Here is a 12,540-nt window from a genome sequence, read left to right as displayed (position 1 = left end):
AGGTGTAGACCATGGCACTTGAAGGACAAGCAAGAGCAAAATTCCTTTGCGACGCCGAGCGCTGCATCGAATGTAATGCGTGCGTAACGGCCTGTAAGAACGAGCACGAGGTCCCCTGGGGCATCAACCGTCGCCGAGTGGTAACCATCGAAGATGGCAAGCCAGGAGAGCGTTCGATTTCGGTAGCCTGCATGCACTGTTCAGACGCCCCCTGTATGGCCGTCTGCCCGGTGGATTGCTTCTACCAGACCGAAGACGGCGTGGTGCTGCACTCCAAGGACCTTTGTATCGGTTGTGGCTATTGCTTCTACGCTTGCCCGTTCGGTGCGCCCCAGTTCCCGCAAGCGGGTAACTTTGGCAGCCGCGGCAAGATGGACAAATGCACGTTCTGTGCAGGCGGCCCGGAAGAAGACAACTCCACAGTGGAATTCCAGAAATACGGTCGTAACCGTATTGCTGAGGGTAAACTGCCGATCTGTGCGGAAATGTGCTCAACCAAAGCCCTGTTGGCCGGTGACGGCAACGAGGTGGCGGACATCTATCGCCAGCGTGTTGTGAACCGTGGTTTCGGTTCCGGCGCCTGGGGATGGGGCACAGCCTACGAGAAGAAAGGTGCATAAACTGGCCTGACTCATGCGGGGCCCTTCGGGGCCCCGACGTCGGTCAAGACGACAATTTCTTCTTGTTCATTCCGCTGGAGTGCTCTAATGAAAACAAAACTTTTTAGTGCCGCCCTCCTCGTGTTGGCGACGCTGCTGTTCAACCCTGCGTGGGCACAAGAGGCCCCGACGGTTGACCGGACTGCGACCGGGGGAGCTCAAACCCTCGAAGACATCATGCGCCGCCAGAAACAGTTGGAGGTGGACGAATCTTTTCGGTCTGAAAACCTCGGAAATTCTGAAAATGCAGCGCCTACCACCGCGCCTCTGGGCACGAATGGCGGTCGCTCGGATGCCGATGTCTGGCGCTCTATTCGTTACAACGAGATCGATCCCCGAATTCAATCCCCGGGCCCTGCCAACGAGGTAATGATTCAGGACGCAGGCATGCCCTGGTATCAACTGCGCGAAGGTCCCATCATCACGTACGGCGGTGGCGCCATCCTCGGCTTCCTTGCGCTGCTGGTTGTCTTCTATTTCGTTCGCGGCAAAATCATGATTGATGGGGGCCCTGCGGGCACAACCATTGAACGGTTCAAAGCCATCGAGCGATTCGGACACTGGTTGCTGGCAGGCTCTTTCGTCGCACTCGGCATCACGGGTCTGCTAACGCTGATGGGGCGCAGCTTCCTGATTCCGGTGATCGGCCACGATGCTTTTGCAACCATTGCAGCCGGCTCCAAATGGGTCCACAACAACATCGCATGGTCTTTCATGCTGGGACTGGTGATGACCTTTGTGATGTGGGTTGCGCACAACATTCCCAACAAGCTGGACTGGCAATGGCTCAAAGCGGGCGGCGGCATCTTTACCAAGGGTCATCCCTCGGCAAAGAAATTCAACGCTGGCCAGAAGATCATTTTCTGGACCGTGATGGTGTTGGGCGCCTCCGTTTCCCTGTCCGGTCTGTCGCTGCTATTCCCGTTCCATATGCCGATGTTTGCCGACACCTTCGGTATCATCAACAGCATCATTGGAACCAGCTTCCCGACTGAACTCACGCCACACGAAGAAATGCAATACGCCAACATCTGGCACTCGATTGTAGCGTTTGTGATGATGCTGGCCATCATTGCCCACATCTACATCGGCTCCATTGGTATGGAGGGCGCGTTCGACGCCATGGGCAACGGGCAAGTGGACGTGGAATGGGCCCGTCAGCACCACGATCTGTGGGTCGCTGAGGTTGAAGCCAAACAAGGCAAAGGAGGTTCGTCGTGAAGGTCATGATTTCCGCTTTTGTCGCAGCTCTGCTGATTGCCACTGCTGCACCGATGGTGCTCAATCAGTTCGGTTGGTCGGCTGCCGAACAGGGCAGCAGTGCAACGAGTGTGCGCCTTGACTGATCAGCCCGGGGTATACCAGATCGACGCTGTCGGTCTGGTATGTCCTCTCCCCATCCTTCGGTTCAAAAAAAGGACCAAAGACCTGCCTAGCGGAACATTGGTCGATTTCCTCGCGGATGATCCCACCGGCCGAAAGGATCTTCAGGCCCTTTGTGATATCACTGGTCACAGGATTGAATGGACCAGAGAGGAAGAAGCTGGCGTCACCCGTTACCGTATTTCCCTCGCATAAAACCACATCTGAACTTTCAATTTTCCCTGCACTCCGCCAAGCCCTCTTGGTAAATAAGGCGCCAACAGCCTATCTTTAATTAGGACCTCTAATAGTTGGCATTCCGATGATTTCAGACCCACTCTTTTCCACTCCAGGCGAGGAAAACGCTCTTTACCTGGAGCTTACCGACGGCATTCCCGGGGCAATCTTTCAGTATATTCTCCATCCTGACGGCACCGACCAGTTGAGCTACATCAGCCGGGGGTGTGTTGATCTGTGGGAGATTGAAGCGGCACAACTGAAACGTGATCCGGGCCCACTATGGGAAATGATTCTGCCTGGAGATGTTGAGGGATTGGCCCGGTCGATTCGTGGTTCTGCGGAAACCATGACCTTCTGGAGACACGAGTGGCGGATCAAGCCAGCATCCGGTGTTGTGAAATGGCTGAGTGGCACCGGCACTCCCAAACAGCGTGAAAATGGAGACATATGCTGGAATAGCGTGATCATTGATGTAACACGCGAACGTCAGACCCAGGAAGCATTGGACAGTTTCTTCGACCAGCGCATGACGATGAACGCGATGGTCGACTTCGAGGGCAAGTTCGTGAGGGTCAATGGGCTTTGGGAAACAAAGCTGGGCTATCGTCGCGACGAACTGGAAGGGGAGGTTTTCATCGAGTTCGTCCACCCGGAGGACCGTGAGAAAACCCTGAGTGAAGCCGGCAGAGTGATAGAAAAGAGCGAAGGGTCATCGGAGTTTGAAAACCGGTATCGGCACAAAGACGGCTCCTACCGCTGGCTGTCCTGGTCATCAGTGACATCCCCCGAGGCGGGGTTGATCTATGCAGTTGCTATTGATGTGACGGAAGCGCGCATCGCTGATGACAAGCTGCGTCAAGCGGCGACGGTGTTCCAGAGTACGGTTGAAGGCGTGATGATCAGCGATCTGGATAACAGGATCATTGAGGTTAATGACGCCTTTTCCCAGATTACGGGCTATACGGAAGAGGAGGCCATCGGCAAAACGCCCGACCTTCTCGATGCGGGAAAACACGATCCAAGCTTCTTCAATGCCATTTGGCAAAGTGTTCGGGAAAACGGGCACTGGCGTGGTGAAATCTGGAGCCGCAGGAAAGACGGAAGTGTCTTCCCGGAACTACTGACCATCAGCACTATTCTCAACAAAGACGAGCCGGTCGGCTATGTGACGGTATTTTCAGATATTTCTACACTGAAAGCCCATCAGGAAAAGCTGGATTATCTGGCTCACCACGATCCCCTGACGGGCCTCCCAAACCGCCTCCTTTTCAATTCCCGATTGCAACAGAGCATCCGTCTGTCGGAGCGAACCGGCCGTTCTATAGCGGTATTATTCATCGACATTGATCGATTCAAAAACATCAATGACAGTATGGGCCATCCCACGGGGGACGAACTGCTCAAGCACGTAGCGGCTCGCCTGAGGGAGCAGCTACGTGCTTCCGACACGGCGGCACGCCTTGGAGGTGATGAGTTCGTCGTTCTTCTGGAGGACATTGACGGCGCGGAACATGCCGGACAGGTCGCCGACACGCTGATGAAAGCGTTTAAAGAGACGTTCGCCATGGACGATGTCGAGATCGGGGTAACCGTGAGCATGGGAATCAGCCTCTTTCCGCAGGACTCCAATGACGCGGCAGAACTGCTGGCTGACGCAGATGCAGCGATGTATCAGGCCAAAGAGAACGGCAGAAACACCTACGCATTCTATTCGAGCGACTCGACCGCCCGAGCACTGGAGTACGTTTTCTTCGAGAATGCTCTCAGGAAGGCTGTTTCTGACAATCAGCTCTTTCTTGAGTATCAGCCCCAGTTTGATCTGGAGCTTGGAAAATTAGTCGGTATGGAAGCGCTGATACGCTGGCAGCATCCAGACAAGGGACTGATTACACCGGATCGCTTCATACCGATTGCCGAGCAGAATGGCACCATAAGAAACATAGGACAGTGGGTGCTGCAAACGGCCTGCCACCAGGGGAAAGCCTGGCTGGATGCCGGCCTCGACATAGGACGCATCTCTATCAATGTCGCTGCCTCGCAGTTTCACGATGAGAACTTTCTTGCAGAGGTGTTTGCGATTGTGGATGAATCCGGATTGCCTCCAGAGCATCTGGAACTGGAGGTAACCGAGAGCTCGTTCATGCACCAACCGGAGCGGGCCATACCGAAGCTTCACGCACTCAGAGAGAGAAACATCACCATCGCCATTGATGATTTCGGTACCGGCTATTCCTCCCTGAGCTACCTGAAAAGACTGCCCATCGACAAATTGAAAATAGATCGGTCTTTCGTGATGGATTTGCCGGATGACGAAGAAGACAAAGCCATTGTGCGTGCGATTATCGGTTTGGGAAAAACCCTCAAACTGAAAACGATTGCCGAGGGCGTTGAAACCGAGGCTCAGGTGGCGTTTTTCAAGCAGGCACAATGCGATGCCCAGGGCTTTTACTACAGCCGCCCCATTGGCACGGATGCGATGGACGCTTTTCTTCGTTCGCCGCAAACAAGCGCGCAGTAAACAAACAGCAGTATTAGTTTGCCGGCGAGCACCTGATCCTAGTGGCCACCTCGTGGATGCTTGCGGGCCTCCAGGTTACCCAGCGACATTTTCACGTCTCGATCCGACAGTTCTGGAAGATCGTCAAAATTCGAAACCTGCGGGAATTTCAAATCGATCACAGTCGCCAGCGTATCGTCGATACACAGTGTGTCTGCCACGGCCTGATGACAACCAGGCATCAGGATTGCCCTGACCTCGCCGATTTCTCTTGTCCCCGTCTCAACGTCGCCAGAGCGACTGGCGCTTATCACGGTGAGGGACTCGCCCCAATCCACGGCGCTGCCTTCAACGGGTTTCGCTTCAATCCGCTCACAGGCTGTCAGGGTTGCTTCAAGCAACGTGCGGAAATTGGCCGATTCAGCCAGCCGCTCGGCCTTTTCACGGGCACTGCGCTCTTCGTCATGCACCAATAATATGTAGGGCGTATTATCAACGAAGACACCCCAGTAGTCGGCTGCAATGGCTTCGGGTTTCGGGTGATAAAGCCCAGCGGTCAGGGTCGAGTGCTTTTTTCTTCGAGCCAGGACCGCCCCATTTTTTTCACAATCCAATTCTTTGCCTCGGTCTTTTCCGGTTTTCACTTCTTGCACACGTCTTGGAGGGACAGCAACTAGACGCTGAGTTCCAGACTTATCGGCGCATCATTTCGTGGACGCCGAAATATGGTGATTGCGGAAAGCTTTTACAAATCCGAAGCCAGGCCAATGCTGTCAGGGACCCTTTGCTGCTCACTAGACAGCCCATACACGTCGCAATTTCTGGAATCATTCACGAATGACGAAATAATGATTAACGAAGCACCGATCACGGCCGATATAACAAAGATCGCAGTGGTTTGCGCGCTCCAATAGTCCGTCCGGCTTATAGATTCTGGGGAATCAGCATGTCTATCAGAAAACTGTTCATCGTCTCGATTGCCGTTGTTCTGCTGGTCATCGCATTGCTCGCAAGCATTGTGATCGCTTTGAACACGCAGAAAACGATCACGGCAGATGTGGCAGAAAGGCAGAGTGATCTTGTCGAGGAGATCACCGGAATGCTCTCCATCACCGACGAGCTCATGTCAAAACGGGTAAAGAATTCTCTGAATCTGCTGATTGAACGCGGTCAGCAAATGGGAACCGCAAGGGTTCAGGGAACGGAACCCGTCGCAGGCAAATCGGCGCCGGCACTGTTTCTTGGCGACACCATGATCAACAACGACTTTGATCTGGTGGACGGGATTACCGACATCATGGATGGCACAGCCACTCTCTTCGTCCGGGATGGTCAGGACTTTGTAAGGGTTTCCACGAACGTAAAGAAAGGCGATGGATCCCGCGCCATCGGCACCACGCTTAACATGGCCGGCGCAGCGGGGCAGGCCATCAGCCGGGGCGAAGCCTACTTCGGCCAGGTCGATATCCTCGGCAACCCCTATCTCACCGCTTACAGCCCGATCCGCAACGCGTCTAACCAGATTATCGGCATCTGGTACGTGGGCTATTCCGCGGACCTTGAAGAACTTGAAGCAGCTATCACCTCATCCAGTCTGCTGGACAGGGGATTTCTCGCCCTGGTGGACGATAAGGGTCGGCTTCGGATGCATTCCAACACAATTGAGCCTGATCCACTGCAAAACCTGCTGGAAACCGAGCCGGAAGGTTGGAATCTTGAACGCACTGCGTTCGACCCCTGGGGGTACCAGATTGTAACCGGCTATTCAGAAGACGAAGTGGCAGCCATGGTTCGCAATCAGACGATCAAGACGATCATTGCAATTCTGATCGGCGGACTGGTGCTGATCGGCTGTCTGAGTGCCCTGGCACAATTGGTTGTAGCCCGACCTCTTCAAAAAATGATCAATGCCATCAACGACATTGCCAGTGGAGAGGGCGACCTTACAGTGCGGTTCAATGCAACGGGCAAGAGCGAACTGGATGTCATGGCCCAGGGCTTCGACCGCTTGCTTGATCGGTTACAAACCACGATTTCAGAAACCAAAGGCTCGTCGGAAAGCCTGCTTGAGGCCTCGTCGAGTCTCAGGGGCATTGCATCGGACTCCGCAACCGTCGTCTCGCAACAAACCGAGGAGACAGAGCAGGTTGCAACCGCCATGAATGAAATGACAGCAACCGCTCAAACCGTTGCCGAAAGCGCATCCAGGGCCGAAAACATTGCGAAAGAGGCGGATGGTCTGGCCGAAAGTGGCCAGTCGCTCATTGCAAAAACCACCGCAAAAATACAGAGCCAGCTCGAAAACAACCAGAGCTCCGTGCAAACCAGCGCTTCACTGAGAGCTGCATCGGATAACATTGGCAATATTCTTTCCGTCATCGAAAACATTTCAGAACAGACCAACCTTCTTGCCCTGAACGCAGCGATTGAGGCAGCCCGAGCCGGTGAGCACGGCAGAGGTTTTGCGGTGGTCTCCGACGAAGTCAGAAACCTGGCCCGTCGAACCCAGGAATCAATCAAGGAGATCCAGGATCAGATCAATCACCTACAGGAAGGCGTTGCCGGTGTAACAAACGTTATTGAGGTTGGCAGCCAGCTGGCTACTGAAACCAACGACATGATCCGCGAAACCGGTAACGCGATCGAGGCACTGCGCGAGAGCGTTAGAACCATTCGGGATACCAACATTGAAATGGCCAGCGCCGCCGAGCAGCAAAGCCAGGTTTCTGAAGACATCAACCAGCGCCTTGAGCACATTCGACAAATGGCTGGCAGCAGCCAGGAGAACGCCGCATCAACCAATGAGGCGGCAGAAACATTGAAACAACTCGCTGAAAAACTGAAGTCTCAATTGGACTCTTACCGGACCTGACCCAGTTTCCACACCCGGAAATCATTCTTTAATACCGAACGAATTAATCAGATATATATATTTTTGTTCACAGCAAAAGCCTCGGATACTACGCGTACTAAATACTTATGATTCCGAGGTCCTCGCATGTTCGATGTTCAGGCGATCGAATCCTTGTTCCCACTGCTGGTTCCGCTGCTTTTCGGTGCCGGAGCAGTGGCGACCGGATTGGCAACCAACCAGAGCAACCTTCTCGCACGGTCATTGACCTTCAAGCTTGCCTTTGTATCGGCTTTGGCCGCCGCAATCGGAAGTTGGTGGTGGCCGGTCGATGGCGTCTGGTTCAGTCACGCGCCTCTGGCCTCAATCATGTTGCTGCTGATCACTTTGCTGGGCATGGTGCTGGGACGCTTCTCGGAGAGGTATCTTGCGGGGGATCCCGGCCAGCGCCGTTTCATGATCTGGCTTCAGGTGATCCTCGCGAGCGTGGCCATGATCGCCATAACCAATCATTTGTTGGTGTTCCTCGTCAGCTGGATTGCCATCAGCGTGAGCCTGCACCAGTTGCTGATGTTCTTTCCTGATCGCCCGCGCGCCGCCCTGGCCGCGCACAAAAAATTCATTTTTGCGCGGATTGCGGAGCTCTGCTTGGCACTGGCGTTCCTCCTGCTTTATGTCCAGTACGACACGCCGTTTATTGATCGGCTTCTGGCCCAGGTATCCGGTGCAACAGAGGTGCCCGCCGGCGCCCAGATCGCTGCGGTTTTGATGGCCGTGGCTGCTTTGCTCAAATGCGCACAGATGCCTTTCCACGGTTGGCTGATTCAGGTGGTGGAATCACCCACGCCGGTTTCCGCCCTGCTTCACGCCGGCGTTGTGAACCTTGGCGGTTTCCTGATGATTCTGATGGCACCGCTCATTTCCGAAGTAAGCGCCGCCCAGTGGCTGCTGCTTGCAGTCGCAGGCCCCACGGCGGTGTTTGCCAGCCTTGTCATGATGACCCGTATTTCCATCAAGGTAAGGCTGGCCTGGTCAACCTGCTCCCAGATGGGCTGGATGTTGGTTGAGTGCGCTCTGGGGCTATACGAGCTGGCGCTCCTGCATCTGGTTGCACATTCCGCATACAAGGCACACACCTTCCTGAACGCCGGCAATACCGTTGAGTTGTCGATGAAAAAACGTCTGGTTGCCGTCAACGAGCCCGGGGCAAAACAATGGCTGGCCGCTGCCGCCCTGGCGGGCCTGTTCATGCTGCCGACTGTTTTCCTGTCCAATGAAGCCGGCACAGCACACATGTTTTCATGGATTGTGCCAGGCATCGCCCTGACGATTCTGCTCTCAGAGTTCCTGTCAGCCGGCGGCGGCGTTCTCACCGTTGCCCGTGGCCTGATTATTGGTGCTGCCTTCTGGGCACTGTACTGGCTACAGAAAACCTTCTTCGGTTTGATGCTTGCGCCACCGGAAAGCCAGGCAACCCTGCTTGAAGTGGCTTTTGTCGCTGCCCTTATCGCAATCCTGGTACGCGGCTACTACCAGATTCGCTACCACCGTTTCTCACCCTCAGGCGCCAGCCTTTACCGGTTCCTGTTCGCCGCGGGCTACCTTGATGAGTGGTCCACCCGCCTGACCCTGAAAATCTGGCCTGCCAAACTGCCTGATGTCGTTCGGCCGCGAGCCGTGGTCAGCGTCTCTTCAACTTCTGGTTCCAGGGAGTCCGCATAATGTTAGCGTCGAGCCTTAATGCCACCACCGAAGCAACCATCGACACACCAGATTGGCAGGGGGCAGTCACCGATGCCTGCGCCCGAATCGCGCCCTCCTGGCCCTTGGATCAGATGATCGCCGTGAATCCGTTCTGGGAAATGCGGGACCTGCCATTCACCAGGGTCGCTTCACGCATGGCGGCACTCAATGGTACCTGCTGCCAGAATCAGGCCGCGCTTGCCGGACAGGGCAACGGCCCGGCGGCCGCGGAGACCGCCAGCATGCCCGAACACTGGCAGAATCTCAGCGCCCAGCTGGATCGCAACCGCGATACCGCCCATCACGTGGGCTGGCAGGATGAGGTTGTGCACCAGATCAGCCAGTTTTGCGGCGACTACTTCCAGCGCCTGGATGCCGGCGATTTCAAAGGCAATGCCCAGGATCTATATCACAGCTGGCTGCAGATGACCCGGGCTGACCGCGGCATTGCCATCGTTATGGAAGAACCATCCCTGCCCTCCCAGTTTCAAGTCTTGCCCGATCAGCATGAAAAACTGATTACCGATGCCCTCAACGCCCTGGCATCAAAACCAGACTATGCGCCGGATTATGCCCATGCGCTCCTGCTGGATATCAACGGGTGGTCATCCTGGGCCGCCTACTTGCGCTGGCAAGCGCGACTCAGTGGCCACGAGGAAGACCTGCTGCCGGGCCTCCTGGCCATCCGACTGGCCTGGGAGCTCGCCATATGGCGGCACGTCCAACACGTTGGCGGGGCCATCTTTGCCGAACTGAAACACCGCTGGCTTAAACAATGGGATGCCTGGCCAGAGATGCTCCAGACCCATGAGCAATCTCAAACCACAGGCTGGCGCCAGCAAACAGAGGCTGAGTCGGCCTACCAGGCACAGCTGGCTGAAAAGCTTCTCACCAGACCTGAAAATCCCTCGTCGGACGATCAGCCGCTCAAGCTACAGGCCGCCTTCTGCATCGATGTTCGCTCGGAGGTCTATCGTCGTGCGCTGGAAGCCCAGAACCCCGCTATCCAGACCCTCGGGTTTGCCGGATTCTTCGGCCTCCCGATTTCGTATCGACCCAAGGGAACCGGTTTTTGCCGGCCGCAATTGCCGGGCTTGCTGGCGCCGGCGCTCGAGGTTACTGAGGCCGAACCTGCCGGCAGCTTCAGCCGGCAATCATTAGCCAACCACTCACACTGGTCACAGTTTTCCAACGCCGGCCCGGCGAGCTTCAGCTTTATCGAGAGCATGGGCCTGGCAGGTCTGGGACGCATGGTTCGCAAAACCTTTTTTGGCAAGTCCTCGGACAACCCGGTCGACCAACTCCATAAGGGACAGACCGAGTTCGAAATCCGCCAGAACGGGACCCTGCTGGGCGCTGCGGAGAAAGCGGAGTTGGCCGGGGGTATTCTCCGGGCCATGACCCTGACTCATGATTTTGCGCCCACCGTTCTCCTTGTCGGGCACGGCAGCAGTACGCGTAACAATCCCCATGCAGCGGCCCTCGACTGCGGCGCCTGCGGCGGACAGACCGGTTCGGTAAACGTTCGCGTACTTGCCGGCATCCTGAACGACAAGGACGTGCGTGCGGCCCTGGCTGAGCAGGGGATTCCGATCCCCTCCGAAACCCGATTCGTGGGAGCTCTGCATAACACAACCACCGACGAGGTCGAGTGCTCAGGTGACGTTCCCGACGAGATCAGGGGTTTTCTGGCCAATGCCGGCGCACAGGCACGTCGTGAACGCGCCCTGCGGCTTGGGATCGCGAACGAGAATGACGTCGACAGCGTCATCAAAAAACGCAGCCAGGACTGGTCCGAAGTGCGTCCGGAGTGGGGTCTTGCCGGCAACGCCAGCTTTATCGTGGCGCCCCGTACCGCCACGCGACACCTGGACCTGGGCGGACGCAGCTTCCTCCACGACTACCGCTGGCGCGAGGATGAAGGCTTCAACATCCTTGAACTGATCATGACCGCGCCCATGGTGGTCACCCACTGGATCAACCTTCAGTACTTCATGTCTGTTACCGACAATCTGCATTACGGTAGCGGCAACAAGGTCCTGCACAACGTGGTTGGCGGCCACCTGGGCGTATTCGAAGGCAACGGCGGCGATTTGCGAATCGGTTTGCCGCTCCAGTCGATACATGATGGCGAGCGCTGGGTTCACGAACCCTTGCGCCTGAGCGTTTATCTGGCGGCGCCCAGGGAAGCCATTGCCGAGATCGCGCAAAAACACAAAGTTGTGCAGGAGCTGATCGATAACGACTGGCTGTATCTGTTCCGGATCGACGATGAGCAGACCTCGATCGAGAGGTTGTACCGGAATGAGTGGCAGCCCGTGGCGACTCGTTCAAGTTCCAACGGCGGTCAAAGCGGAGAGGATTGATGTCGATCTGGGGCGGCCGCTCCGGGGTTTTGCTAACCCGGCACGGCAAGTTGCCCGCCATTGCGCGGCCACTGGAACCGCTTGGGTTGGCGTTAACCTGCGACAGCAGCTTCGACACCGATCGCCTTGGGACCTTTACCCGGGAAAAAGAACGTTTCGCCGGTCAGAAGGAGACTGCTTTCGAGAAAGCCAGAATCGCCGCGGCGCAGGGCGAGAATCGTATCGGCCTCGGTAGCGAGGGGGCTTTTGGCGGTGGCCTGTTCTGTATCAATCTGGAGGTCGTTTGCCTGTTTGATCCGGAACACGACCTTACCCTCTTTGGAGAATACAGCGCGCCTTTTGGCCTTGAGCAGGCCAGCATCCGTTCTGTTGAGGACTTGCAGATGTTTCTGGATCGATGCCCTGCGGGCCAGGGCCTGGTAATGCGGCCCGACCATGCCCTGCACCCGGAGATTTACAAAGGGCTGCGCGACCATCAGGAAATCCATACCCTGTTCAGAGCGCTCCGGAACACCTCGCCGTCTGGACAGATTTTTATTGAGTACGACCTTCGAGCCCATGAATCGCCCGGCAGAATGGCCAATATTGCACTTGCGGCAGAAAATCTTCGCGACAAAATGGAGAGCCTGTGCCCAGGGTGTTCCCTGCCGGGATTCTGGATAACCAGTATCGAGAGCGGCCTGCCATGCAGTGCGTGCGATACGCCGACAGACCGGCCAAGGACTTTTGTCTGGTCCTGCCACGCCTGCGACTACCTAGAGCCGCGCCCCGTGGAGGCTGTGACAACGGAACCTGATTTTTGCCCAACCTGTAACCCCTGAG

The 12,540-nt window shown here is 56.1% G+C and carries 10 protein-coding genes; 9 read left to right on the top strand and 1 reads right to left on the bottom strand.

What is annotated here, in order from left to right; all coding sequences use genetic code 11:
• Positions 1–11 precede the first annotated feature (11 nt).
• The 5 genes from fdh3B (at position 12) to J3362_RS14710 (ending at position 4,779) form a co-directional block, all read left to right on the top strand.
• The gene (gene fdh3B / locus J3362_RS14730) at positions 12–620 is read left to right on the top strand and encodes a formate dehydrogenase FDH3 subunit beta (protein ID WP_041645983.1); all 609 of its coding nucleotides are present in this window, start codon (positions 12–14) and stop codon (positions 618–620) included.
• Positions 621–707: 87 nt separating this feature from the next.
• On the top strand, positions 708–1,880 hold the full coding sequence (locus J3362_RS14725) for a formate dehydrogenase subunit gamma (RefSeq protein WP_349520656.1): 1,173 nt from the start codon (positions 708–710) through the stop codon (positions 1,878–1,880).
• Positions 1,877–2,005, top strand: coding sequence for a hypothetical protein (locus tag J3362_RS14720; RefSeq protein WP_264753977.1), 129 nt, complete (start codon positions 1,877–1,879; stop codon positions 2,003–2,005). The genes J3362_RS14725 and J3362_RS14720 overlap by 4 nt, the downstream gene beginning before the upstream one ends.
• On the top strand, positions 1,980–2,237 hold the full coding sequence (locus J3362_RS14715; protein WP_349520655.1) for a sulfurtransferase TusA family protein: 258 nt from the start codon (positions 1,980–1,982) through the stop codon (positions 2,235–2,237). The genes J3362_RS14720 and J3362_RS14715 overlap by 26 nt, the downstream gene beginning before the upstream one ends.
• Before the next feature lie 106 nt (positions 2,238–2,343).
• The gene (locus J3362_RS14710) at positions 2,344–4,779 is read left to right on the top strand and encodes a sensor domain-containing protein (protein WP_349520653.1); all 2,436 of its coding nucleotides are present in this window, start codon (positions 2,344–2,346) and stop codon (positions 4,777–4,779) included.
• 38 nt (positions 4,780–4,817) lie between these two features.
• Here J3362_RS14710 and J3362_RS14705 read toward each other — a convergent pair whose 3' ends face one another.
• Positions 4,818–5,402: a hypothetical protein gene (locus J3362_RS14705; protein WP_349520652.1), complete on the bottom strand. Its 585-nt coding sequence runs from the start codon at positions 5,400–5,402 to the stop codon at positions 4,818–4,820.
• A gap of 302 nt (positions 5,403–5,704) precedes the next feature.
• Here J3362_RS14705 and J3362_RS14700 point away from each other — a divergent pair, with 302 nt between their 5' ends.
• The 4 genes from J3362_RS14700 to J3362_RS14685 all read left to right on the top strand — a co-directional run bounded on the left by J3362_RS14700 (position 5,705) and on the right by J3362_RS14685 (position 12,539).
• Positions 5,705–7,630 carry a methyl-accepting chemotaxis protein gene (locus tag J3362_RS14700; protein WP_349520651.1) on the top strand — a complete coding sequence of 642 codons (1,926 nt, stop codon included), beginning with the start codon at positions 5,705–5,707 and terminating at the stop codon, positions 7,628–7,630.
• A gap of 126 nt (positions 7,631–7,756) precedes the next feature.
• Entirely contained in the window at positions 7,757–9,331 is a 1,575-nt protein-coding gene (locus J3362_RS14695; protein WP_349520649.1) for an NADH-quinone oxidoreductase subunit L, read from the top strand.
• The gene (locus J3362_RS14690; protein ID WP_349520646.1) at positions 9,331–11,718 is read left to right on the top strand and encodes a YbcC family protein; all 2,388 of its coding nucleotides are present in this window, start codon (positions 9,331–9,333) and stop codon (positions 11,716–11,718) included. Before J3362_RS14695 ends, J3362_RS14690 begins: the two co-directional genes overlap by 1 nt.
• The gene (locus J3362_RS14685; protein WP_349520645.1) at positions 11,718–12,539 is read left to right on the top strand and encodes a DUF6671 family protein; all 822 of its coding nucleotides are present in this window, start codon (positions 11,718–11,720) and stop codon (positions 12,537–12,539) included. Before J3362_RS14690 ends, J3362_RS14685 begins: the two co-directional genes overlap by 1 nt.
• Position 12,540 lies beyond the last annotated feature (1 nt).

This window comes from Marinobacter sp. NFXS11, from assembly GCF_040148675.1.
In the GTDB taxonomy this organism is placed as follows: domain Bacteria; phylum Pseudomonadota; class Gammaproteobacteria; order Pseudomonadales; family Oleiphilaceae; genus Marinobacter.
The sequence above is the reverse complement of the archived record's forward strand: the minus strand, read 5'-3'. Positions and strand labels throughout refer to the sequence as shown.